Source organism: Streptomyces sp. YJ-C3 (genome assembly GCF_053891275.1).
Genome location: NZ_CM132685.1, coordinates 537,604 through 562,218, shown reverse-complemented (window position 1 = coordinate 562,218; position 24,615 = coordinate 537,604). Strand labels below are relative to the sequence as shown.

General features: G+C 71.3%; 19 protein-coding genes. 9 read left to right on the top strand and 10 right to left on the bottom strand.

Going from position 1 to position 24,615, the window contains the following annotated elements; genetic code table 11:
* Positions 1-7: 7 nt before the first annotated feature.
* Positions 8-1,852: an MFS transporter gene (locus tag ACVHNB_RS02490; RefSeq protein ID WP_456227317.1), complete on the bottom strand. Its 1,845-nt coding sequence runs from the start codon at positions 1,850-1,852 to the stop codon at positions 8-10.
* Positions 1,853-1,987: 135 nt separating this feature from the next.
* Positions 1,988-4,666, bottom strand: coding sequence for a D-alanyl-D-alanine carboxypeptidase (locus tag ACVHNB_RS02485; protein ID WP_456227316.1), 2,679 nt, complete (start codon positions 4,664-4,666; stop codon positions 1,988-1,990).
* Positions 4,667-4,891: 225 nt separating this feature from the next.
* Between ACVHNB_RS02485 and ACVHNB_RS02480 the strand changes: the two genes are divergently transcribed.
* The 3 genes from ACVHNB_RS02480 (at position 4,892) to ACVHNB_RS02470 (ending at position 7,259) form a co-directional block, all read left to right on the top strand.
* Positions 4,892-5,629 carry a GOLPH3/VPS74 family protein gene (locus ACVHNB_RS02480; protein ID WP_428953098.1) on the top strand — a complete coding sequence of 246 codons (738 nt, stop codon included), beginning with the start codon at positions 4,892-4,894 and terminating at the stop codon, positions 5,627-5,629.
* 300 nt (positions 5,630-5,929) lie between these two features.
* The gene (locus ACVHNB_RS02475) at positions 5,930-6,787 is read left to right on the top strand and encodes a helix-turn-helix domain-containing protein (RefSeq protein ID WP_428953099.1); all 858 of its coding nucleotides are present in this window, start codon (positions 5,930-5,932) and stop codon (positions 6,785-6,787) included.
* Positions 6,788-7,058: 271 nt separating this feature from the next.
* Positions 7,059-7,259 carry a DUF397 domain-containing protein gene (locus ACVHNB_RS02470; RefSeq protein ID WP_324776946.1) on the top strand — a complete coding sequence of 67 codons (201 nt, stop codon included), beginning with the start codon at positions 7,059-7,061 and terminating at the stop codon, positions 7,257-7,259.
* Between the two features lie 136 nt (positions 7,260-7,395).
* Here the strand turns inward: ACVHNB_RS02470 and ACVHNB_RS02465 are convergent, their stop codons facing one another.
* On the bottom strand, positions 7,396-8,232 hold the full coding sequence (locus tag ACVHNB_RS02465) for a hypothetical protein (protein WP_428953100.1): 837 nt from the start codon (positions 8,230-8,232) through the stop codon (positions 7,396-7,398).
* An 80-nt stretch (positions 8,233-8,312) separates the two neighbouring features.
* Between ACVHNB_RS02465 and ACVHNB_RS02460 the strand changes: the two genes are divergently transcribed.
* Together ACVHNB_RS02460 and ACVHNB_RS02455 are read left to right on the top strand one after the other, a co-directional pair.
* Positions 8,313-9,107 (top strand): SDR family oxidoreductase, encoded by a 795-nt coding sequence (locus tag ACVHNB_RS02460; protein ID WP_456227315.1) that lies wholly within the window; start codon positions 8,313-8,315, stop codon positions 9,105-9,107.
* Positions 9,108-9,454: 347 nt separating this feature from the next.
* The gene (locus tag ACVHNB_RS02455; protein ID WP_428953102.1) at positions 9,455-11,026 is read left to right on the top strand and encodes a sodium:solute symporter family protein; all 1,572 of its coding nucleotides are present in this window, start codon (positions 9,455-9,457) and stop codon (positions 11,024-11,026) included.
* Positions 11,027-11,092: 66 nt separating this feature from the next.
* Here ACVHNB_RS02455 and ACVHNB_RS02450 read toward each other — a convergent pair whose 3' ends face one another.
* Positions 11,093-12,214, bottom strand: coding sequence for an ADP-ribosylglycohydrolase family protein (locus ACVHNB_RS02450; protein WP_428953103.1), 1,122 nt, complete (start codon positions 12,212-12,214; stop codon positions 11,093-11,095).
* A gap of 243 nt (positions 12,215-12,457) precedes the next feature.
* Between ACVHNB_RS02450 and ACVHNB_RS02445 the strand changes: the two genes are divergently transcribed.
* On the top strand, positions 12,458-13,549 hold the full coding sequence (locus ACVHNB_RS02445) for a tyrosine-protein phosphatase (RefSeq protein ID WP_456227314.1): 1,092 nt from the start codon (positions 12,458-12,460) through the stop codon (positions 13,547-13,549).
* Between the two features lie 63 nt (positions 13,550-13,612).
* Here the strand turns inward: ACVHNB_RS02445 and ACVHNB_RS02440 are convergent, their stop codons facing one another.
* The 4 genes from ACVHNB_RS02440 to ACVHNB_RS02425 form a co-directional block, all read right to left on the bottom strand.
* Positions 13,613-14,497, bottom strand: a complete 885-nt coding sequence (locus ACVHNB_RS02440) for an RNA polymerase sigma factor (RefSeq protein WP_456227313.1) — start codon at positions 14,495-14,497, stop codon at positions 13,613-13,615.
* The gene (locus ACVHNB_RS02435) at positions 14,494-15,411 is read right to left on the bottom strand and encodes a haloalkane dehalogenase (protein WP_456227312.1); all 918 of its coding nucleotides are present in this window, start codon (positions 15,409-15,411) and stop codon (positions 14,494-14,496) included. The genes ACVHNB_RS02440 and ACVHNB_RS02435 overlap by 4 nt, the downstream gene beginning before the upstream one ends.
* 98 nt (positions 15,412-15,509) lie before the next feature.
* On the bottom strand, positions 15,510-16,289 hold the full coding sequence (locus tag ACVHNB_RS02430; RefSeq protein WP_428953107.1) for a helix-turn-helix domain-containing protein: 780 nt from the start codon (positions 16,287-16,289) through the stop codon (positions 15,510-15,512).
* Between the two features lie 330 nt (positions 16,290-16,619).
* Positions 16,620-17,021, bottom strand: coding sequence for an ATP-binding protein (locus ACVHNB_RS02425; protein WP_456227311.1), 402 nt, complete (start codon positions 17,019-17,021; stop codon positions 16,620-16,622).
* Positions 17,022-17,138: 117 nt separating this feature from the next.
* Here ACVHNB_RS02425 and ACVHNB_RS02420 point away from each other — a divergent pair, with 117 nt between their 5' ends.
* Positions 17,139-17,960, top strand: coding sequence for a helix-turn-helix domain-containing protein (locus tag ACVHNB_RS02420; RefSeq protein ID WP_456227310.1), 822 nt, complete (start codon positions 17,139-17,141; stop codon positions 17,958-17,960).
* Complete coding sequence (locus tag ACVHNB_RS02415; protein WP_428953110.1) at positions 17,957-18,151, top strand: DUF397 domain-containing protein; 195 nt, start codon at positions 17,957-17,959, stop codon at positions 18,149-18,151. Before ACVHNB_RS02420 ends, ACVHNB_RS02415 begins: the two co-directional genes overlap by 4 nt.
* Before the next feature lie 48 nt (positions 18,152-18,199).
* Here the strand turns inward: ACVHNB_RS02415 and ACVHNB_RS02410 are convergent, their stop codons facing one another.
* Positions 18,200-20,344, bottom strand: a complete 2,145-nt coding sequence (locus ACVHNB_RS02410; protein ID WP_456227309.1) for a LamG-like jellyroll fold domain-containing protein — start codon at positions 20,342-20,344, stop codon at positions 18,200-18,202.
* Positions 20,345-20,548: 204 nt separating this feature from the next.
* Between ACVHNB_RS02410 and ACVHNB_RS02405 the strand changes: the two genes are divergently transcribed.
* On the top strand, positions 20,549-21,970 hold the full coding sequence (locus ACVHNB_RS02405; protein ID WP_456227308.1) for an FG-GAP-like repeat-containing protein: 1,422 nt from the start codon (positions 20,549-20,551) through the stop codon (positions 21,968-21,970).
* Positions 21,971-21,996: 26 nt separating this feature from the next.
* Here ACVHNB_RS02405 and ACVHNB_RS02400 read toward each other — a convergent pair whose 3' ends face one another.
* The gene (locus ACVHNB_RS02400) at positions 21,997-24,600 is read right to left on the bottom strand and encodes a bifunctional FO biosynthesis protein CofGH (RefSeq protein WP_456227307.1); all 2,604 of its coding nucleotides are present in this window, start codon (positions 24,598-24,600) and stop codon (positions 21,997-21,999) included.
* Positions 24,601-24,615: the final 15 nt, after the last annotated feature.

Genomic DNA, 24,615 nt, shown 5'->3' with positions numbered 1-24,615 from the left:
GGGCGGCCTACTTCAGCTCCTCCGGGCAGGGCGTTCCGCGCGACCACTTGTAGGGCGCGGCCAGGTGGTACGTGCCGGCCCGCGGGGCGACCAGCTCGGTCCACTTGTCCCCGGACTCGTCCTCGGCCGTCTCCAGCAGACACCCGTGCACGTTCTCGTACCGCTTGGGCAGCGTGTCGTCGCTCTGCCGCGCCGCCTTCGACGCCTCGGTCTCCTGCGGTGCCTGCAGGCTCTTGCCGTCGGAGTCGACGACGGACAGCCACGGCGAGTACGGGATACGGATCACGACGCGTCCGGGTCTGGTGACCTCGACCGTCAGCTGGGCCTGCTCGGCGGCCACCACCGTCGCGTTCGGCCCGGCCATCGGCGTCGGGTCGGTGACGGCGAACAACTGCCAGTTGGCGTCGCCCCAGACCTGCTTGAGGTAGGGCAGCCCGCGCCGCAGGAGTTCCCGCTCGCGCTCGCCGCCGGTCCCGTCGGGATCGCCCTTGGGGAGCACGACGTAGTGCACGGCCCAGCGCTTGAGCCACTCGTGATAGTTCGCCGAGTTGAGCGTGTCGTCGTAGAAGAGGGGGTTGAGCTCCATGTCGGCCTGCCGGGTCCAGCCGCGGGCCAGGTTCACGTACGGGGCGAGCGCGGAGGCCTCGCGGTGCGAGCGCGCCGGCACGACCTCCAGGCGGCCGCGCACGGCGTCGACCTCCTGGAGTTCATTGACGAGCGGGGCGAGTTCGCGGGCCCAGGAGGCGGCCGGGGTCGTCCGCACCACGTCGTCGACCGACTTGAAACCGATCCAGGCGTTCAGGCCGACGAAGGCGACCACGACGACGTACCACTTGCGCGAACGCGGCACGGTGAACGGCAGCGCGGCGAGCAGCGCGACGCCCGCGAACAGCATGGGCAGCCGGGTGATGTTGGACCCGATCTGCGAGCTGATCAGCCAGACGAGCAGCACGGACAGGGTGTAGACGGCGGAGGTGATCCGGACCGTCTTCCACTCCTTGGGGACCAGGACGCACAGCAGGGCGCCGAACACGACCGGCAGCAGCGCCGACCACACGGACATCGGCTGCGTACCGGAGAACGGGAACAGCCACGCCGACAGACCCACCACCACGGCGGGCGCGATGCCGAGCGCGTACGCGCCGGGGCGGCGCTTCTGCAGGAAGAGCGCGACGGCGACGAGCCCCACGAACAGGCCCGCGACCGGTGAGCAGGCCGTCGCGATGCCGGCCAGCGGCGCGGCGACGGCCGCCTTCGCCCACCGCTTGTAGCGCCAGCGGTACGGCCAGCAGAACACGGCCGCGGTCGCCGCGAGCCCGAACATCATGCCGAGCCCGAAGGTGACGCGCCCCGACGCGGCGTTGCACAGCAGCGCGAACACCCCGGCGAGCGCGGGCCACAGGGGCTTGGCCACGACCCGGGTGCGGATCAGGAGCAGGGTCAGCAGGGCGGCGGACAGCGTGCCCGCGACCATCATCGTCGTGCGGACACCCAGCACGGACATCAGATACGGCGACACCACGCTGTACGACACCGGGTGCATGCCGCCGTACCAGGCGAGGTTGTACGCGGAGTCGGGGTGCCGGCCGACGAACTCGGCCCAGGCGTCCTGCGCCGCGAGGTCGCCGCCACTGTTCGCGAACGTGAAGAACCAGATGAGGTGCAGCAGTGCGGCGGCACCGGTGGCGACGACGACGGGATGCCGGTGGGCGCGGGTCGCCCAGCGGGACCGCCCGCCGGTGTCGGCGGGGGCCGGCTCCTCGCCGCGGGGCGGCCGGGCAGGGAACCGTATTCGCACGCGTCCGGCACCCGGCTCCGCGTCGTCGGCGCGCGTCGGCTCCGCTGTGGTCACTGCTGACACTCCCCGTACGTACCTCGTAAGCGACCGAGGGAACGTCCCGGTCCTGCCCCGGTCTCGCGACGCTAGCACGGGCGCCCGGCCCGGGCGCCGCGGGAGGCCGGTGCGGACCGGCCCCCCGCGCGGCCGTCATCCGACGCGCTTGATCTTCTGGCCGAAGCCGGGCTCGGTGAGGTCCTTCTGGAGTGCCACGGGGACCTCGACGGCGTCGTTCTTGCCGTCGCCGACGCTCAGCACGCCGACCACGGTGCCGGCCTTCGCCGCGTGCGGTGGCGTCTTGCCCTTCTGCTCGTCCAGCTGCAGCTTGACGGTCAGGCCGGACCAGCCGACGGCCGAGACGTCCTTCGTGGCGACGACCGGGGTGGTGCCGCCCAGTCCGTCGTCGACCCGGCCGACGACGTCGCCCTTCTTCACGATGGTCTTGGCGGTGAGCGCGCTCTGCCCCGACTCGATCAGCTTGCTGACGACGCCGGTGACCTCGTCGATGTTGGCGACACCGGGCTTGCCGTACTGGCCGAGGGCCGCGCCGATGATCGTCTGCTTCTTGCCGTCGACCGTCTTCTCCGCGGCGAAGAGGATGTTGCCGCCCGCCGCGGTGGTGGTGCCGGTCTTGATGCCGATGGCGACGGTCGGGACGAGCCCGAAGAAGTTGTTCTGCTTGTCGCCGTTGAGGTCCACGTAGCTGGGCTGGCGGGAGATCTCCTTGAAGACCGGGTTCTCCATCGCGGCGCGGCCGAGCTTCACCAGGTCCTGGGCGGTGGAGACGGTCGTCTTGTCGAGGCCGCTGGGGTCCGTGTAGTGGGTGTTGCTCATCCCCAGCTCCTTGGCGGTCTTGTTCATCTTCGCGACGAACTCGTCCTCGGAGCTCTTGCCGGTGTCCCAACGGGCCAGCAGCTTGGCGACGTTGTTCGCGGACGGCAACATGACGGCCTGCAGCGCCTCGTACTCGGAGATCTGCTGCCCCTCGGAGACCTTCACCACCGACTCGTTCTCGGCCTTGCCGGTCTCGTAGTGCTTCTGCGCCGCGGCGTCGACCGGGATCTTCGGACCCTTCTCGCCGGTCTTCAGCGGGTGGTCGCGCAGGATCAGGTAGACCGTCATGACCTTGGCGATGCTGGCGATCGGTACGGGCTTCTGGTCGCCGTACGTACCGAACGTGCCGATGCCGTTGACGTCCATGGCCGCCTGGCCCTGGCTGGGCCACGGCACGTTCGGCTTGCCGCCCTCGAAGGAGACGGTCTCCTGCGCGGTGAGCTCGAGCGTGGGGGTCGGCAGCGGGCGCACGGCCTGTACGACCGCAAAGACGATCACCAGGAGCAGCACCAGCGGCGTCCAGACCTTGACCCGGCGCACGGTGGTGCGGACGCGGGTCTCCGGCGGCGGCGGGGTGTTGGTCAGCTCGGCCAGCAGATCCAGCGGCGGCTTCGGCGGCAGCGGCTGCTGCGTGGTCCGCTCCGGCGCGGGCTGCTCCGCGGTGGGCTTGTCGGTCGCGGGCGCCGCGGTGTCGTCGAGCGGCTTCAGCGGCACGAACTTGCTGGTCCGCTCGGCCTCGCCCTCCGGCTTCCCGGCCGGCGACTTGAGCATGGTCGTCGGCTGGTCCACCGGAGGCGCGACGGCCTTGAAGACGGCGGTGGGCTGATCGACGGGCCCCGCACCGGAAGCGCCGGGCTTCTTGGCGTCGGACGTGGCGCCGGGGGTCTTGTCCGGGTCGGGCTTGGCGTCGGACGTGGCGCCGGGGCCGGGCTTGGCGTCCGCGACGGGCTTGGGGTCGGCCTTGGCGTCCGTGTCCGGCTTGGCGTCGGCCTTCGCGCCTGCGCCCGGCTCGGCGTCCTCGTTCGCCTCGGCGTCGGAGGGGGCTGCCTTCGACTCGGCGTCGGACGTGGCGCCCGTACGCGGCTCGGCAGCGGCCTTCTCGCCGGCACCAGGCTCAGCGTCCGCGTTCGGCTCGGCGTCGGAAGGGGCAGCCTGCGACTCGGCACCGGTCTTGGCGCCCGAACCGGCCTCAGCGTCGGACACGGCATCCGTACGCGACTCCGCACCGGCCTCGGCGTCCGATTCCGGCTCGGCGTCGGCAGGGGCCGCCTCCGGCTTCGCACCGGCCTCGGCGTCGGAGGGGTCCTCCGACCCGGCGACGGCCTTGGCACCCGAACCGGCCTCACCGGCCGACGCGGCATCCGTACGCGACTCTGTGGCAGCCTCCGCGTCCGCGCCGGGCTCAGGGGTGGCGTCGGCGTCCGAGCGCGGCTCGGCGTCGGTGGGCGCCGCGTCCGACTCAGAACCGGCCTCCCCGGCCGACGCGGCATCCGTACGCGGCTCGGCGGCAGCCTCCGCGTCCGTACCCGACTCGGCGTCGCCAGCCGACTTCGCCGCGTCGGCCGTGGCGTCCTCGGCATCGGCAGCGGCGGCACCGGCGTCCTCGCCCGGCCCGGCGTCAGCACCAGCCGCGCCCCCGGACTTCACACCCGCACCCGAACCGCCGGCACCGGCAGCACCGCCGACCTCCACGTCCGCACCCTTCGCATCCGCACCGTCACGCCCCGGCCCCGCATCCGCGTCCGCGTCCCCGGGACCGCCCGACACCCAGGCCGCCACCGCGGCTCTGAGCCGGGCGTCACCGGGCTCGTCCGCCGCCGCGGAACCGGAGCCCGCCTCGGCGACGTCACGGACGGAGAACACCGCCGTAGCCCGGTCCACACCGGACGACGACGGAGTCTCCCGCGCCACCGCAAGGCGCGGATCCCGCTCCTCCGCCGGTGCCGGAACACCCGACGCCTTCTGCTCTTCCGACCTGTCGGGGGTCCCCGCCACCGATGCCTCCTCGACCGCTAACCGCTATGTGCCGGACAGGCAGATCCTGTCTGTCCCTGTCTCCGGCCCTGTCCGAACCATGTACCAGTGTCCTGTGTGGGGGCTTAACCCACGTGGTAGACGAGAACGACATACCTACCGGTTCCCGTCCAAAGCCCCCACGCACTCTCGACAGACCAATGTGAGAGGGGTCACCCTGTCATTCATCCACGCGGGGAGGCATGGATGGGCAGGAGCCGCAGAACAATTCCGGAGGAGCTTCTGCTGCTCGCTCTGGACCCGGCCACGGGTACCACAGCGCAGCCGCAGTCGCTCGACCTAGGTCTGGCCGGAGCACAGCTAGTAGAGCTGGCGCTGGCCGGACGGATAGCCCCAGACGGGGATCGTATCGCCGTGGTGGCACCACGGCCGACCGGAGATCCGACTCTGGACTGCGCGTTGGAGTTGCTGCGAAGGCGCGGCGCTCCCGTACGGGCAGTCCACTGGATTGGCGGGCCGCGTCTCGGGCTGCGCCAGACCTACCTCTCGCACCTGGAGCGGTGCGGCATGGTGCATGCCGTGGCCGGCCAGATGTGCGGGGTACTGCCGACGACTCGCTACCAGGCGACGGACACGGCGATCAGCCGGGAGATCAGGTCCCGGCTGGATTCAGCGATCCGGACCGGCGTCCCGCCGGACCCACGGACCGCGGCGCTCGCCGCGCTGGCCCATGCGGTCGGTCTCGGCAAGCACCTGTACCCGGGCAACGAGGGACGGTCCTCGCGCTCCCGGCTACGGGACCTGATCAGGCACGATCCGATGGGCGGTCTCGTCGCGCACGCGGTGATGGACGTCCAGAACGGGGTGGCCGCTCAGCCACGCCGCTCGCCCGCCGCCCCGGCGGGAAGGCCCGCACCGGAGCCCGCCAGGGGCGTTCCGATGCAGCCGCGCCGCGGTCCCATGGCTCGTGCCGTGGCCCACTAGGCGACCGGCACGAGGAGCAGCACCACACGCACCACGCGCAGCACAGGCAGCACCCGTAGAACACCCGCAACAGCGCCGCACCGCAGTCCCCAAGACCCGGTTCGGGAGCCGCTGTACCGCGCGGGGCGATGGACCGGACGTCCGGACGACGACCCCGGCCATCGCCCCGCGCGGTCGCGTTTGCGCTGGGTGTCCCGCGCTTATCCGCTGTTTCCCAGCGGTAGGAGCCCCTGAGTGGCAATCTGCTGAGCAGCAGATACGCAACGTATGAAAATGCACGCAGCCGGAGGTGCACGTCCCGTGGCGTCCAACGTCAATCCCACCGTCAGGCGACGCCGGTTGGGCCAGGAGCTGCGTCGGCTCCGCGAGCTCAAGGGCATGACCGCCGAGGAGGTCGCCGAGCGCCTGCTGGTGTCGCAGTCGAAGATCAGCCGTCTGGAGAACGGGCGGCGCAGCATCAGCCAGCGCGACGTCCGTGACCTGTGCGGGGTGTACGAGGTCGAGGACCACCGGATCGTGGACTCGCTGATGCAGATGGCCAAGGACTCGCGCCAGCAGGGCTGGTGGCACTCCTTCGGCGACATCCCGTACAGCGTCTACATCGGTCTGGAGACCGACGCGGCGAGCCTGCGCGTCTACGATCCGCAGGTCGTGCCCGGCCTGCTGCAGACGCGCGGCTACGCCGAGGCCCTCATCAACGGCGCGCTGCCGGAGACGACCCCGCAGGACATCGAGAAGCGGGTCCAGGTGCGGATGCGCCGCCAGGAGCGGATCCAGGCGCCGGACAACCCGCTGCGGCTGTGGACGGTGCTCGACGAGGCGGCGCTGCGCCGCGGCGTCGGCGGCCGGAACGTCATGCGGGAGCAGCTGGAGCACCTGGTCGAGCAGTCCCAGCTGCCGCATGTGACGGTGCAGGTGATTCCCTTCGAGATGGGGGCGCATCCGGGGCTCAACGGGCAGTACGCGATCCTGGAGTTCCCCGACGCGGCGGATTCCAGCGTGGTCTACATCGAGGGCGTCACCAGCGATCTCTACTTGGAGAAAGCCAATGATGTCCAGAAGTACAGCGTCATGTACGAGCATCTCAGGGCGCAGGCGCTGAATGTGGAGCAATCGCGACAGTTCATCTCGGAGATCGCCAAGGAGTACGCGCGCTGAGTGCGCGTACCGACGAACTCCGGAAGGTCAGATTCCGCTCAGGATCCCCCGATTTTCCTGCCTCCGAGGCAAAGGCGCCGCACGGTACACCTTCGCCTCGGGGGAATGGAAGACCCCTATGGAATATGCCATCCGGTTGGGTGAATGCCCGCTTCACGCAGTCGAGTTGGCGAGTAGCGTCGATCACGCCATCAGGACAACATCGTTGGCGAGAACCGCTCTGGACCCCGGGGCGGGGATGCATACGACCACTGGCTAGACCGGAGCAGACATGGCAATTCAGCAGGGCGCTACGGAATCCTGGATCAAGTCCTCGTATTCCACGGGGAACGGCGCATGCGTAGAGGTCAAGTCCCCCGAGCTGCACGCGATCGCCGTGCGCGACTCGAAGGTGACACAGGGACCGTCGATCGGCTTCGGCCCCGAGACCTGGAATGCGTTCGTGCACGAGGTGAGCACGGGTTCGTTCTGAACGAAGAACGGCACAACAATCACATATGCACCATCAGGCATCATTCAGCATCACCAGCACGACTAGCACGACCAGCACCACGTGGGAGCCCTCTCGACTGGCCCGCCGTCCCGGCCGAGGGGGCTCGGCATTTTTCTCAGCGCAATTGATCCACGAAGCGGTCGGTCCCCGGCACCGTCGGGACGAACGGCGCCATGAGTTCCACCCGCGCCCCGAGCCCCGCACCCGCCACCTGTTCCCCGAGCCCCGCGAAATGCTCCTGCCAGCACGCGCGCGGATCCTCCTCCAGGAACCACAGCAGCGTGAGCCGGGTGTCGACGCCCTCCACCTGTTTCACGTACGTCATCCTGTCGCCGGGCAGCGGCGTCGGCCGGAAGATCGTGACCATCGCGGCCGGTGAGCCGGCGAGCGCCCTCGGCAGGTGACGCGAGCGCAGCCACTCCAGCAGCTCGCTGCGCTGTTCGGCCGGTTCGACGTCGATGACCTCCACCACCAGACCGGCGTACGGGTGGTCGAGCGCGTGGAAGTCGCGCGGCCCGGCGGCGCCGTCCCGGTACACCGTCGCCTCGTGGTCCTGGAAGGCCGTGAAGACGTGGGTCCGGTCCTGGTACACCCGCCCGTCGCGGTTCAGCCGCTTGTTGATGCCGACGGTCCACTTCATGTGGTCGTCGTAGCGGCCCTCGGTGACCCAGTACGTGGAGAGGTAGCAGCCCGCCGTGACCGGTTCGGCCACCGCCGACTTCTCCGGGTAGCGCAGGAGCTGCAGGTCGCGGGTGGCGACCCAGCGCCGCCCCGCGTACATCCAGGGCATGGCCATCGCGCCGGCGTAGTAGTGGTCGTCCTCGTACCAGCGGTTGTACGCGTACTCGTGCCCCGGGTGCGGTTCGACCATGGTGATCAGGGCGTGCCCCGGCCGTACCCCGTACGGGCCGACGGCCGCCAGTTCCGCGTACGTCTCGCTGTGGGTGTCCATTCCCAGCCCCTTCCGTCCTCCGCCCGACGCCCATACTCTGACGCCCCGTCAGAAAGATGGCCAGAGCCGGGAGGCACCCAATGGGGAACGGTGAGCTGCTCGCCGGAAAGACCGTGATCGTCTCGGGGGTCGGCGCCGGGCTCGGCCATCAGGTGGCGGCGGCCGTGGTGCGCGACGGCGGCAACGCGGTGCTCGGGGCGCGCACGGAGGCCAATCTCGCCAAGTCCGCGGCCGAGCTGGACCCGGAGGGGACCCGGACCGCGTACCTGCCGACCGACATCGGCGACGAGGTGCAGTGCGAGGCCCTGGCGGCGCTGGCGCGCGAGCGGTTCGGCGGGGTGGACGCGGTGGTCCATGTCGCCGCCTGGGACAGCTACTTCGGAGGTCTCGAGGACGCCGACTTCGACACCTGGAGCCAGGTCATCGACGTCAATCTGCTCGGCACGCTGCGGATGACCCGGGCCTGCCTGCCCGCCCTGAAGGTGCGCGGCGGCTCGGTCGTCATCATCGGGACGCAGTCGGCGGTGGCCGCGCCGTCCCAGGTGTGGCAGGCGGCGTACGCGGCCTCGAAGGGGGCGCTGACGAGTGCGATGTACTCGATGGCGCGGGAGCTCGGGCCGGACCGGATCAGGGTCAACACGGTGCTGCCGGGCTGGATGTGGGGGCCGCCGGTTCAGGCCTACGTCCAGTTCACGGCGCACACCGAGAACGTGCCGGAGGACGAGGTGCTGGCACGGCTCACCGAGCGGATGGCGCTGCCGGAGCTCGCCACCGACGGCGACGTGGCGGACGCCGCGGTCTTCCTCGCGTCGGACCGGGCCCGCGCCATCACCGGCCAGCAACTGCTGGTGAACGCCGGTGAGTTGATGCGTTGACGACGTACTGAGAATGCGCTGGGAGTGACGACCCCTCCTTGCTGCACGCGACCGCACGGGACCCGCATCCCGTGCGGTCGTTCGCGTCTGTGCGGCTACTGACGAAGTGCCCGCTCATCGTGTGTCCGACGTCACGTTCACGACAACTCCCCGCCCAGTAACGAAAATGCAAAATCGTTCGACTTGCTGATCTCGGTTCACATCCGTGACCCGTGGAACTCTTGACCGGTCCACCGGACAGGCGGTTCAATCCCCGAAGTCCCCACTCCCGCACGGGGGCGCCCGCTGACACGGACGTACTGACGAAGAGCCGCAACGTTCACAAGGCGGACCCCTGGAGGGGGCACATGAACAGTCTCGACTGGGCCGTGCTCATCGGATACTTCGGTGTGATGGTCGCGATCGGAATCTGGTCCCACAAGCGTGTGGACAACGTCTCCGACTTCTTCACGGCCGGCGGAAAGATGCCCTGGTGGCTCTCCGGCATCTCGCATCACATGTCGGGCTACAGCGCGGTGTTGTTCACCGGCTACGCCGGCATCGCGTACACGTACGGCATCACGTCGTTCGTCACGTGGTCGTTCCCGATCGCGCTCGGCATCGCCATCGGCGCGCAGCTCTTCGCGCCGCGCATCAACCGGCTGCGTTCACGGCTGCACGTCGCCTCACCGCTGGAGTACCTGAAGAACCGGTACAACCTCGGCACCCAGCAGGCGCTCGCCTGGTCCGGCATGCTGCTGAAGATCGTGGACGTGGCGGCGAAGTGGGCGGCCATCGCCACACTGCTCTCGGTGTTCACCGGCATCTCGCTGAACCAGGGCATTCTCATCACCGGTGCCATCACCGCCGTCTACTGCACCATCGGCGGTCTGTGGGCCGACGCCCTCACGGAGCTGGGGCAGTTCATCATCCAGCTGCTGGCCGGTGTCTCGATGTTCGTCGCGGTCGTGGTCAAGCTCAACGACAAGAACATCGGCTTCCTCGACGCCTGGAACCAGCCCGAGCTGCAGGGCCACGACAAGCCGCTGGTCGGTGAGTACGGCGCGGTGTTCCTGCTCGCGTTCCTGTTCATCAAGCTCTTCGAGTACAACGGCGGCATGCTCAACCAGGCCCAGCGCTACATGGCCACCGGCTCCGCCCGCGAGGCCACGCGCTCGGCCCGCCTCTCGGCGGTCCTGTGGCTGGTGTGGCCGGTCGTCCTGTTCTTCCCCATGTGGATGTCGCCGCTGCTGGTCGACGCCCAGAAGCCGGACGGCTCCGACTCCTACGGCCTGATGACCGAACAGCTGCTGCCGCACGGCCTGCTGGGCCTCGTCATCGTCGGCTTCTTCTCCCACACCATGGCGATGTGCTCGTCCGACGCCAACGCGATCGCGGCCGTCTTCACCCGGGACGTGATGCCGGCGGTGTCGGCGAAGGCCAAGGAGTGGGGCCCGCGGACCGGACTGATCGCGGCCCGACTGACCACGGTGGTCTTCCTCGCGCTGTCGATGGCGGTCGCCACGCAGGTCAACTCGCCCACGTTCAAGGACATCATCACGGTCGTCATCAAGTGGGTCGCGGGTCTGATGGGCCCGATCGCGATCCCGATGATGCTGGGTCTGCTCCGCCCGTTCCGCAGGTCGGGACCGACCGCGGCGCTCACCAGCTGGGCGCTGGGCCTGGTCGCCTTCTGGCTGGTCAACTACCCGATCAACTGGAACGTCGAGGGCGGCGTCCCGCTCCAGTACCAGGTGTCGATCCCGCTGGCCGTCTCGCTCGTCCTCTACATCGTCATCGGCTTCGTCAAGCCGGAGGACACCCCCGAGCGGGACGCGATCATCGAGCGCATCAACACCGACGACGACGGTCCCGGTACGGCGGGCGCGGCCGCGGTGCCGGCGCCTGCGGGCGCGCAGGACGACGTGCAGCGGCTGTAGCGGGCCGTGCGCGACGAGGGCCCGCGGCCGGGAGACCGGTCGCGGGCCCTCGTGCTGCCCTGTGGTTCAGGCCCGCGGGTATCTGGCCAGCCAGCCCGGCGACGCGGCCCCCGGCCCGTGCAGCGCCGCGCCCTGGGTCATCTCCATGGCGAAGTCGTCCGCGAGCTCCAGGATCGTGGCCCGGCCCTCCAGCTCGGCCACCCACGCGGGCGGCAGCGCCGTCTCGCCGTGCAGCGCGCCGAGCAGGCCGCCGCACAACGCGCCGACCTGGGCCGAGGGGCCGTCGTGCTGGACGGCGAGGCCCAGCCCGTGCCGGATGTCCTCACCGACCAGGGTGCAGTACACGGCGGCCGCGAGGGCGCCCACGGCGTCGCCGTCGCCGACCAGTTCACCGACCCGCGCCGCGCTCGGCATGCCCTGGCGCACGGCGCCGACCGCGTGCTTGAGCGCGCCCACGACCGGCGGGTGCCCGGGCCGCGCCGCGAGCAGCACCAGGGTGCGCTGCACGGCCGCGTCCAGCGACTCCCCGCGCGCCAGCGCGTGCACGATGACGGCGTACGCGCCCGCGGCCAGATAGGCCTCGGGCGCGCCATGGGTCTGGACGGCGCACTCGACGGCCAGCTGGAGCACGAGCTGCGGCTCCCAGCCGACGAGGAGCCCGAACGGCGCGGAGCGCGTCACCGCCTCCGGGCCCGCCGCGTCCGGGTTCTTGGGTTTGTCGAGGGTGCCCATGACGTCGTTGCCGAGTCCGAGCAGACAGGCCTGGGACGCGCCGCGCCGGGAGTACAGCCACTCCTCGCGGGCCAGCCAGCCGTCCTCCTTGCGGCGCTCGTCGGGCCCCCAGTCGCGCTGGGTCGCGGCCCACCGCAGATAGGCCCGGTGCACATCGGTCGGCGGGTGCCAGGCTCCGGTGTCGCGGCGCACCTGGGCGCGGATGAGGCCGTCGACGGTGAACAGCGCGAGCTGCGTCGCCGCCGTCACCGCTCCGGTACGGCCGTACGCGGGCAGGAGCCGGGCCGGGCCGTCGGGGCCCTGCGCCTCCCTGATCCCGTCGAGCGTGAGGTCGCTGAGCGGGGCGCCGAGGGTGTCGCCCAGCGCGCTGCCGAGCAGCGTGCCGCGCACCCGGCTGCGGAAGTCCTGCTGCTCGGCGCGGCCCCAGACCGCCGCGGCGGCAACCGGTGCGCCCATGGGATCTCCTCCCCTCCGACTGGCAGCACTGTAATCGACCGAGCACGACCGAGAACGTTCGCTTGCGCGACTCATGCGACCTCAACGGGTATGCGAAGAGACGCCCTTGAGGTCGCTTCGGACTGGATTTGCCCAATTCGCGAAGGCGTACGCGCCCCGCGCACCCGGGTGCTCCGCCCGGGTTCGCCCGCTGTTCACCGCCCCGTCGCGTCCCGCTCCCCGGGGGCCCGAAACATCCGCCCCATGACGCACATGACTCGTGTCAGGGCCACCGCTCCCTCGCTCTGCGCCCTGTCGGCCGCCGCGCTCCTCGTCGGCCTCGCCGCCCCCGCCGCCTCCGCGCACGCCGGGCACCGCTCCGCCGGGCACGCCCCCGCCCGCATTCCGTTCACGCAGGCCACCGTGACCGCGGCGGCGACCCCGGGAACGTACGAGATCACCTGGACGGCGCCGGGTGTGCGGCACGTCGCCGTCGAGGCGGGCGGCCGTACCGTGGCGCGCGGCGGCTCGACCGGCCGGGTCACCGTCACCGGTCTGCCGGCGGACGTCGACCGCCAGTGGTTCGACCTGGTGCCCGACCACGGCCGCGGCCTCCACCTCGCGGACCGGCTCGTCAAGCTGGACGGCGCGGTCAACTTCCGTGACGCGGGCGGCTACCGGACCGCCGACGGCCACTGGGTGAAGATGGGCGAGGTCTACCGCTCGGACGCCCTCGACAAGCTGACCGCCGCCGACCTCGCCACGCTGAAGCGGCTCGGCATCGGCACGGACTACGACCTGCGCACCACCGGCGAGCGCAACTCCGCGCCCGACCGCGTCCCCGCCGGCACCTCGTACGTCGTCGCGAACGTCCTCGGTGACGACAGCCCGGTCTTCCAGCTGCCGGCCTCCGAGGCCGCGGCCGCCGAGATGATGGTCCAGGGCGAGAAGTCCATGGTCAGCTCCGGCACCGCCAAGGCGGCCTACCGCACCGTCATGGCGGGCATCGTGGACGGCGGCGGCGACCTGTTCCACTGCACCGCGGGCAAGGACCGCACCGGCTGGGCGGGCGCCGCGCTCCTCACCGCCCTCGGAGTGCCCCGCGAGACGGTGACGGCCGACTACCTCGCCTCGAACGACTACCGGGCCGAGGCCAACGCGGCGGCGCTCGCCGCGATGCCGCCGGAGCAGGCGAAGGTCTACAAGCCGATGCTCGACGTGCGCGCCGAGTACCTGAACTCCGGCTTCGACGAGGTCGAGGAGAAGTTCGGCTCGTTCCGCGCGTACGAGAAGCGGGCGCTCGGGCTCGACGCACGTCACCTCCGGCAGCTGCGTGAAAAGTTGCTGGTCGGATGAGACCACGCTCCTCCGGCGCTCGAGGAGCGGAGCCCCGTGACGGCCGGACGGGCGCCGTCCCGCCTACCGGCCGTCCGAGAGCAGGGGGAACCGCCCGGAATCCAGCAGGCTCAGCACCGCCTCCGTCCGGGCCCGGGGCGCCGCGTAGTCCGGGTGGGAGCGGAGCACCGTCGCCGCGTCGTGCAGCCGGCCCATCTGCGCCGAGGCCCGGGCCAGGTCGCGGCCGCCCGGGCTGACCGGGTGGGTCGCGAGGGCGGGGCGGCGCGGGTCGACGCGGCCCGCCGCCACCGCGGGCGCCACCCGGCGCGCGCAGCGGCACGGCGCGGCCGGGTCGACGAGCCCGCACGTGGCGTCCATGAAGGAGCGCAGGCGCGTGCGGGCGCGTTCAAGTCGCTTGCGGTACGCGGCGGGTGAGACGTCCAGGATCCAGGCGGCGTCGGCCGACGCGAGGCCGAAGACCTCGGCGAGGACGAAGGCGACGCGTTCGCCGCGCTCCAGGCACTGGAGCATGGCCTGGGTGCAGGTCAGCCGCACCTCACGCGCGAGCAGCTCGGCGTCGGGGCCCACGTAGTCGCTCGCCGCGAGCCCGGCGACCAGGTCCTCGCCGAACGCGTCCAGGCTCAGCCCCGCCGCCTCCTGCGGGGTGCGGCGCCGCAGGTTCAGCAGGTGGTTGACGCCGACGCGGTACGCCCAGGTGAGCAGCCGCGCCTCGGCCCGCCAGGTGGCGAGCCCGGTCACCACGCGGATCAGGATCTCCTGGGCCGCGTCCTCGGCGTCGGCGGGCCGCCACGTCATCCGCAGGGCCAGCCGGTAGAGGGGGTCCTGGACGCGGCGCACGACGTCCTCCAGCGCGGCCTTGTCACCGCCGACGGCGCGCTCCACCAACTCCCGCTCCTCGGCCAGGAGTTCCGGGTCGGTCACCGTGCTGCGCGCGGGGTCGTCGCTCATACGGACATTGTGAGCACGTCGGCGTGCCGGCGCAGCCAGTCGGAGACGGCGGTGCCGATCGCGTCCGGCTGGTCCTCCGGTGCGTGGTGCCCGGCGGCGCCGATGTTCGCCGTCTCGACGCTGGTGAAGGTCTCCCGGGCCCAGGCCACGACCCCCGCCGAACCCATGCCCAGACCGTCGTCGACATGCATGACCAGCTTCGGCACGGCGGCCGACTCCGGGGACGACAGCCACTGCCCGTACGCCACCATGCGCGCGTGCACATCGGCGGGTTCGCCGTCGAAGGGGATCTCCCGGGGCCACACGAGGAGCGGCTTGCGCGAGGCCTCGGTCGGATACGGCGCGCGGTACACGTCGTGGTCCTCGGGCGACAGGTGGGCGATGCCGTGCGGGAGGTTGAACTCGATGAACATGTTGTCCCGCAGGACCATCTCCTCACCCTTGCCGGGCGTACGGAACCCGCGGAACAACTCCTGCCCGAGCGACGGCAGTTCGGCCCACGTCAAGGGCCTGAGGAAGGTCTCGACGAGGGCGAGCCCCCGCACCCGGCCGGGGTGCCGCGCCGCGAAGTCCATCGCGAGGGCGCCGCCCCAGTCGTGCCCGACGAACACCGCCTCGTCGAGCCCGACCGCGTCGAGCCAGGCGTCGAGATAGCGGGCGTGGTCGGCGAACCGGTAGCCGATGTCGGGCTTGCCGGAGGCGCCCATGCCGATGAGATCGGGGGCGAGGACGCGGGCCTGCTCCGCGACGTACGGGACGACGCCCCGCCACAGGTAGGAGGAGGTGGGGTTGCCGTGCAGGAAGACGACGGCGGGCCCGTCACCCGAGCCGCTCCCCGGCCCGGTCTCCTGGTGGGTCATGAACGAGTCGAGGACGGGGGTGGCGTGCGTGCGGGTGCCAGTACTGATCGACATGAGCGTGCCCTCCGGCGGATCGAGCCCGGTTCCTCCGGGCCTTCACTCGGGTTGGACACAGCGCGACGCGCGACTGTGACAGCGGACGCGAGAACTTCTCACGCGGCTGTCACCATCGCTGCCGCTGAGCAGTCCCTGCACTCCCCGGGCCCTGCCGCCCGGAACGCCCGGTCGCAGCCGTCGCAGTTCTGGAGCGGCAGCGGGCGGGGGACGTGTGGCGCGGGCGGGAGCGCGGGTGGCAGGAAGTTCTTGAGGCGGAAGGCCACGAGCGAGGCCGGGCGGACGACGGGCTCGGCGGGCAGTCCGGCCGCCAGGGCGCGCTGTACGTCGATGGGGGCCATGCCCCGCTCCAGCCAGGCAGCGGCGGCGGGAGCGAGACGGCGTACGTCCTGTTCGGTGAGGAAGAGGCGGGAGTCGTGGGTGCGCAGGCCCGCGAGGAGGTCGGCGGCCGCGGTGCGGAGCGGCTCGGGGTCGGGGTCCTGCGGGTCGGGCTGCGGGGTGCGCAGGCGTCGGCGCTGCGGGCGCGGCGCGCGGGGTTGCGGCTCGGCGCGGGGCGCTTCGGCAGGGTGGGGCTCGGGCGGCGGCAGCTGTTCGTCCTGGCCGCGCAGGTGCGGAGGCTTGTTGTACGAGGTGGTCCGCGTGATGATCCGCCCGGACGGCAGCCGCTCCTTGACCCGCTCCAGGTAGCCGTGCTCCTCCAACTCCCGCAACGCGGCGGCGACCCGGACCTCCCCCTCGGGGAACTTCGCCGCGAGATCCTTGATGCCGACCTTCGATCCCTCGGGCAGCGACTGGATGTGCGTGGCGAGGCCGATCGCGGTGAGGGAGAGGTCGGCGTGCTGGGCCAGGTGATGCCCGATGACCGTGAACTGTTCCATGTGACGCTCCCGGCGCTGGCGGAGACCAGGTGACGGAGTGGCCGAACGGCCGGAATGGGCGCGCGCATGCGCGCTAGGCTGATACCTAGACATCGGGAAGGTCTCTCTTCCTTGGTGGTCAGGCCCTCGTCCGGGATGCCAGTCCCGGCGGGGGCCGTTTTGCATATGCGGCAGAGGTTGCACCACGAACTGTCCTGCACGCCAGCCGAGTTGGCGTTCGCCACTCGCACGGGTGACGCAGCCCTGGGGGTTGCCGCCGGGGTGTGGTGAGGGGGGGGTTGGTTTTTCTTTCCCTGGTTCCTTTGGTGGTTAGCGTCCCGGATCACCGGATCACGCCGACTCGGGTTCCGGGACGTGGAGTTCGGCCCAGACGGTCTTGTGGGGCGCGGTCGCTTCGTCGCTGGTCACGCCCCAGCGATTCGCGTACGACGCGACGATCATCAGGCCGCGTCCCCCTTCTGCGTCCGCGACGCGGATCCGCGGGATCCGGTCGGCCCGCGCGTCGGTGACTTCGATACGCAGCGTGCGCGCCGCGTCGAGGGTGAGCGTCAGGCGGAAGTCACGGCCGGGGACTCTGCCGTGACGCACAGCGTTGGCGGCCAGCTCGGCGACGACGTGTTCCGCCTCGGCCGACTCCTGTTTCCACTCGGCGAGTTGGCGCTCTGTGAGGAGTCGGGCAAGGCGGGCGCCACGCGGCGCGGACGACAGCAGCACGGTGAATTTCTCGTTCATGTCACTCAGCGTGGTCACGCGTGTTTCTCTTGAACAGAGGTGCCGCCCGTACGGAACGTGATGGTCCGGGTGTCGCGCCGGGCTGTCCGGGGTGTACGCGCGAGAGGTGTCGGACCTGTGGCGACGATCGACGACGACGAGTCCATCGCCATGCTCAAGGCGGTTGGGCGACAGATCAAGCTGTGGCGGGAGAGCGCCCAGCTGACCCAGGCGGAACTGGGCGCGGCACTCGGGTACAGCGAGGAGACGATCTCGGCGCTGGAGCGGGGGCGACGGGTCCCCAAGCCCGAATTCCTTGAGCGGGCGGATGAACTACTGCGAGCCGGTGGCCATTTGACGGCCATGAGGAAGGACGTCGAAGAGGCCCAGTACCCCAAGAACCTCCGCGACCTGGCCAAGGTGGAGGCCGAGTCCGTCGAGATGGGCGCGTACTACACGCACAACATCCACGCGCTGCTGCAGACCGAGGAGTACATGCGGACGATCTTCCGGATGCGGCGACCGGTGTACACCGAGGAGATCGTCGAGCGAGAGGTCACGGCTCGCATGGCGCGGCGGGAGATCATCGACGCCGCACACCCTTCGCCCGTTATGAGCTTCGTCCTGGAGGAGGTGACACTTCAGCGGCCGGTAGGCGGACGGATGGTGCAGCGCCGCCAGCTGGAACACCTGCTGCGCGTGGGCCAGTTGACGAACATCACGATTCAGGTGATGCCGACGGACACCGAGAACCACCCGGGACTCGGCGGTTCCCTTCGGGTGTTCAAACTCAGGAACGGGACGACGCTGGGCTATACGGAAGTCCAGCACTTCACGCGGTTCTTCTCCGCCCCCAAAGAGGTGCAGTCGCTCGAGATGCAGTATGGGAACATCCGAGCGGAGGCTCTCCGGCCAGGAGAGTCCCTCGCGTTCATCGAAAAACTGCTGGGAGAGACATGATCAGCACCGACTCCACGCTGGAGTGGTTCAAGAGCAGCTACAGCAGCAACGAGGCCGGCTCGGACTGCGTCGAGGTCGCCACCTCCCCCGGCACCGTCCACGTACGCGACTCCAAGCGCCCGGAAGACGGCCGGTTCGCCGTCCCCGCCGCCTCCTGGAAGGCCTTCGTCTCCTTCGTCGACCACAGCTGAGGCCGGGCGGACGCACCACGACCGGTACGTCCGCCCTTCAACCCGTCCTCAGCAGAGGCAGGGTTCGGTGCCGTAGCCGAGAGGGCCGATGTCGGAATCGTCCAGCGCTCCGGAGAAGGCGTGCACCTCGTCGACCACACCGCGCAGGTACTCGCCCCAGGCGCCGTCGACATGCCCCCGTCCCACTTGCAGCCCACCGCTGCTGTGCCACGCGCCGTGGAAGGACGCGGTCGCCTCGGAGTTCGTGTAGCCGTCCACGTAGAGCTTGATCTGGTCGGTCGCGTCGTCGTACACGACCGCCAGCCGTTGGCCCCGGCCCTCACCGCCGTCCGCGACGGCTTGCTTCCCGACGACGGTCTCCGCTGCCCCGGCCTCATCGGCGCTGGTCACGATCAACTGCCATGTGTGGCTCGTGGGGACGTAGCGCACCTTGAACGCGTCCGTGTTCTCGCCGCCCTGGGAGAGCACTGTCATCGGGTGGTCGGGATCGGTGTCCGCGAGGCGGACCACCACGCCGATGGTGAAGCTGTCGCCCGTGTCCACGACGGGCTGGTCCGTGGCCGCGTGCGCGGTTGTCCCGTCCAGAGCCAGATCTCCGTCGCCCACGAGCGGATAGTCGGTCACCGGGGTGCAGTCCGGGTTCACCGGGCAGTCGTCCTCCTCGGTGCGACGGATCGTCGCGCCGCCGGACAGCTTCAGCGGCGCGCCACCGTACAGTTCGGGGCTCACCCCGCCGTCCGCGTCCTCCAGGGACCAGTGCCCCTTCAGTTCGGGCTTGCGGGCACCCAGTTCCGCCACTTCGCCGGGGGTGACCACACGGTCGTGGACCCGTACGTCACCCACCTCGCCCTGCCAGCGGTCGCGGTATCCCGCGGCGCCGCGGGCCCGCCCGATCTGGAAGGCGCCCGTGGCCTCGGCCGGTGTCGCCTTCTGACGGGTACCGACCTCGTGGCCGTTCACATACAGCGCGGCGAGCCCCGTCTCACTGTCGTAGAGGCCGAAGACATGGGCCCACTCGCCCGCCTCGGGAGTGCCGCCGGAGACCTGCGCGCCGCCGATCCGGAAGGACCACACCGGCGTGGAGCCGTCACCGGGCCGCAGCCCGAGGGTGAAGCCCGGGGCCCCGTCGGCGTCCTGGCTCGCCACGGTCCGCACCCCGTCCGTGGCGGCAGGGCGCACCCAGCCGCCCACCGCGAACGTCCGCCGCGTGTCGGTCACGGCCGTGCCCGGGGACAGGAAGCCGTGTCCCGTGCCGTCCAGGCTCGCGGTGGCGGTCAGACCGGTACCGCCCGGGGCCGCCGCGCCGAAGGTCACGCCGGTGCCGGCGCGTGCGGCGGGACCCGTCTCGGCGGCGGCCGACTCCGTGCCCGCCGGATCGGCGAGATTCCAGTGGGCGACGGGCGCACGGCCCGCGACGACGAAGAAGGAGTGGTCCACGCGGCCGCTGATGCGGCCCGACCGGTCGACGGCCTGAACACTCAGCGTCTCCGGGCCCCTCTCCACCGGCAGGTACCGGATGTCGACCGGCCCACCGGGCACCTTCGGCGACGCGGTCGCGTAGGGACCGCCGATGTACGAGTAGCGGTACTCGACGACGTCGTCCGAGGCCGAGTCCACCGTGAAGGTGCCGTACTCCCCGACGCGCGCGGTCCAGCTGTCCTCGGGGAAGTCCGTCGAGGACACGACCGGCTTCTGCGGGCTCTCGTCGTCGTACACGAACTCACAGACGGAGCCGCCGTCCTCGGAGCTCCACGCGGAGGCCGCCTTGCCGTCGTTCGCGCGGACCCGCCACGACACGACGGTGTTCGGCGGCACCTCGTCGGGCAGCTGCCAGTACTGCGAACTGCCCGACAGCGACATGTACGAGGTGTGGGTCCGGCGCTGCTCCGCGCCGTCGGCATCCGTCCACCACGCCTCGAACTCGCCCTGTACGAGGTTGGCCTCGGCGGGCTGGTTGTCGCCTTCGGGGTCGTGGAGCACGGCGGTCAGTCGTGGCGGTCCCGAGACGTACGGCCGCCCCTCCCCCGCCGCACACGCCTTCCCCCCGGTCCCCAGATCCTGGACGAGCGGCCGCAGCGGCGGCAGGTTGTCCGCCGCCAGGGCCGCCGACGGTGCCGCGACGACCGTCACTGTCGCCGAGCACACGACGGCCGCCCGTCTGAGTCTGCTCCAAGTCCTCTTACTACGTGGCATGTTGGCCCCTCCCCTGTCGTCCCGCTCTGCACACGGGTCGCAGGAGGTTAACAGCAGGCACTGACACGTGAGAGCACACGGAGACGGAGACGGGCGGGACGGAACCGGCCGGCGGCGCCGTACAACGCTTCGCCCCCGTCACACGTCTCCCCTGTGTACCTCTCCGTAGCCTGAGATCCCCCCACTGGACACCCGGGAGCCCCCGTGCGCCGCAGCATCGTCATCGCCCTGACCGTCACCGCAGCACTCACCGCCACGTCCGCCCTGACGGTCACGTCGGCCGCCGCCGCTCCCGTGCCGCCCCGCGCCCCCGTCACCGACTTCAACCACGACGGGTACGCGGACCTCGCGCTCGGCGCGCCGGGGAGCACGGTGGGCGGGAAGCAGGCCGCCGGGGCCGTCTCGGTCGTGTACGGGGGCAAGGGCGGGGCCGATGTAGCGCACGCCCTGTCGGTCACGCGGGCGTCGGCCGGGGTGCCGGGGGCGGCGACCGGCGGGGAGTACTTCGGGGAGCGGGTCGCCACCGGTGATCTCGACGGGGACGGGTTCACCGATCTCGTGGTCGGCACGGTGAACGGCTCGCACCCCGTGGTGCTGTGGGGGTCCGCGACGGGCCTGAGCGGTGCCGGGAGTGTCGGCCTGCCGGGCGGCTCCGGGCTCTTCTCCGTCGGCGACTTCGACGGGGACGGCCACCGCGACCTGGTCACCGACGACTACCCGCGCAGCGACGACCCGGACGACGACGACGCCGGGATGACCGTCTCGTACGGGCCCTTCGACCGGGCGACCGGGGCCGCCGCGCGCACCGACACCATCGTGACCGGCCAGACGTTCGGGCCGCACGACTTCGTCGTCGGAGACGTCACGGGTGACGGCGCCGACGACATCGTGACCAGTCACGGCTTCGAGGAGTCGGCGTACGGCAGCAAGTTCTGGAAGGGCGGGAAGGACGGTGTCGGCCACACCGCCACCGCCCTCACCTCCAGCCTCGCGGGGGCTGTCGCCGACGTGGACGGGGACGGGTACGGCGACCTCGTCGTGCACGACATCGGCGACAACTACGAGGACATCGCCTACGAGAAGGGCACCGTGCGGGTGCTGTACGGGTCCGCGGCCGGGCCCTCCACCACGCGGACGAAGACGATCACCCAGGAGACGAGCGGTGTGCCGGGCACCGGCGAGAGCGGCGACCAGTTCGGGACGGACATCGCCGCCGGTGACGTGAACGGCGACGGGTACGCCGACATCGCCGTCGGCGTGCCGGGCGAGGCCATCGGGACGGTCGCGGACGCGGGCGCCGTGGTCCTCCTCAAGGGCGGCAGGGCCGGACTGAGCGGCACCGGGGCGCAGGCCTTCCACCAGTCGACGGCGGGGGTGCCCGGCGCGAGCGAGAAGGGCGACGCGTTCGGGCTGCAGGTGCTGCTGTCCGACGTCGACGGTGACGGCCGCGCCGATCTGACCGCCGCCGCGCCGCTGGAGGACGGGACGTACCGGGACTCGGGCGCCGCCTGGGTGCTGCGCGGCGCGACGGGCGGTCTCACCGTCGAGGGCATCACGTCGTTCGGGCCCGCCACGGTCAAGGTGCCTGAGAGCGAGGCCCAGTTGGGCCGGGACCTGGGACGCTGACGCCCCGGCCCCGGTCCCGGCCGGGGTCAGTCCCCGAGCACCGGCAGCAGCTCCGGCAGGTGCCCGTCGGACGCGGCGGCGGCCCGCACCCGCTCCTCCGGGACGGCCCCGTACAGCGTCGTGCGGGGTTTCGCCGGGCGGCCCGCCGCCTCCGCGACGGCCACCAGGTCCTTGACCGACTTGTAGGAGCCGTACGAGGAGCCCGCCATCCGGGAGATGGTCTCCTCCATCAGCGTGCCGCCGAGGTCGTTGGCGCCGGATCGCAGCATCTCGGCGGCGCCCTCCGTGCCCAGCTTCACCCAGCTGGTCTGGATGTTGGGGATGTGCGGGTGGAGGAGGATCCGGGCCATCGCCGTGACCGCCCGGTTGTCGCGGGTGGTCGGGCCGGGGCGGGCGATGCCCGCCAGGTAGACCGGGGCGTTCGTGTGGATGAAGGGCAGCGTCACGAACTCCGTGAAGCCGCCCGTCTCCTGCTGGATCCCGGCGAGGGTCCGCAGGTGGCCGAGCCAGTGGCGGGGCTGGTCCACATGCCCGTACATCATGGTCGAGCTCGACCGGATGCCCAGCTCGTGCGCCGTCTTGATGACCTCGATCCAGGTCGCCGTGGGCAGCTTGCCCTTGGTGAGGATCCAGCGGACCTCGTCGTCGAGGATCTCGGCGGCCGTGCCGGGGATCGAGTCGAGACCCGCCTCCTTGGCGGCGGTCAGCCACTCGCGGATGGACATCCCGGTGCGGGTCGCGCCGTTCACGACCTCCATCGGGGAGAAGGCGTGGACGTGCATGCCGGGCACCCGCTCCTTCACCGCCTTCGCGATGTCGAAGTACGCGGTGCCGGGCAGGTCCGGGTGGATGCCGCCCTGCATGCAGACCTCGACCGCGCCCACGTCCCAGGCCTGCTGGGCGCGGTCGGCGACCTGGTCGAGGGAGAGGGTGTACGCGTCGGCGTCGGTGCGGCGCTGGGCGAACGCGCAGAAGCGGCAGCCGGTGTAGCAGACGTTGGTGAAGTTGATGTTCCTGGTGACGATGTACGTGACGTCGTCGCCGTTCACCGTCGTGCGGATGTCGTCCGCGATCCGGCAGAGGGCGTCCAGCGCCGGACCGTCCGCGTGCAGCAGCGCCAGGGCCTGGTCGTCGGTGAGCCGGGTGGGGTCGTCGGCCGCGACCGCCAGCGCCTCCCGTACGTCCGCGTCGATCCGCGACGGCACCATGCCGGGAGCGGCCTGCTCGCGCAGTGCCTCCCAGTCGCCGTACACGACGTCGAAGTCCTCGCGGCGGTCGCCGGTGCGGCCCTCGGTGTCGATGGTGCGGTGCAGGTCGGTGCGGCCGGAAGCGGCGACGTAGCCCTCGTCGGGCTCCTGCCAGGGGCGGCCCACGACGGGCGCGTCGGCGACGGCGAGGCCCGTGGCCGGGTCGGCGAGGGCGCGTACGTGGGGCAGCAGGCGCGGGTCGAGCCAGGGTTCGCCGCGCGTGACGAACTCCGGGTACACACACAGCCGTTCGCGCAGCTCGAAGCCCGCGTCCCGGGACCGCGCGGCCAGCTCGTCCAGCTGCGGCCAGGGCTTCTCGGGGTTGACGTGGTCGATGGTCACCGGGGACACACCGCCCCAGTCGTCGATGCCGGCGCCGATGAGGCGCTTGTACTCGCCGTCGACCAGGTTCGGCGGGGCCTGGAGATTGCCCGAGGGGCCCATGATGTGCCGGGCGACGGCGACGGTGGCGACGAGGTCGTCGAGCTCGGCGTCGGGCATGCCGCGCATCGCCGTGTCCGGCTTGGCGCGGAAGTTCTGGATGATCAGTTCCTGGACGCCGTGGTACGAGCGGGCGACGCGGCGCAGCGCGAACAGGGACTCGGCGCGCTCCTCGTACGTCTCGCCGATCCCGATGAGCAGCCCGCTGGTGAACGGGACGGACGAGCGGCCGGCGTCCTCAAGGACCCGCAGCCGCACGGCCGGTTCCTTGTCCGGGGAGCCGTAGTGCGGCATGCCGGGCTCGGACCACAGGCGCTCGGCGGTGGTCTCCAGCATCATGCCCATGCTGGGCGCGACGGGCTTGAGCCGCTGGAAGTCGGTCCAGGACAGCACCCCGGGGTTGAGGTGCGGGAGCAGGCCCGTCTCCTCCAGGATGCGGATCGATATGGCGCGTACGTAGGCGATGGTGTCGTCGTAGCCGTGCGCGTCGAGCCACTCGCGGGCCTCGGGCCAGCGGTCCTCGGGCTTGTCGCCGAGGGTGATCAGGGCTTCCTTGCAGCCGAGTTCGGCGCCCTTGCGCGCGATGTCGAGGACCTCGTCCGGCGACATGAACATCCCGTGCCCGGCGCGCCGCAGCTTGCCGGGGACGGTGACGAACGTGCAGTAGTGGCACTTGTCGCGGCACAGCCGGGTGAGCGGGACGAAGACGCTCTTGGAGTACGTGATGACGCCCGGCCGTCCGGCGGCGTCCAGGCCCGCGTCGCGCACCCGGGCCGCGGAGGCCGTGAGGTCCGCCAGGTCGTCGCCGCGCGCCTGGAGCAGGACGGCGGCCTCGGTGACGTCGAGGGCGACACCGTTGCCGGCCCGTTTGAGCGCGCGGCGCATCGCGTTGGCGGTGGGTCGTTCTGCCTGCGTCTGGGGTACGGCGTCCGGATCACTCATGACGCGAGCATACGA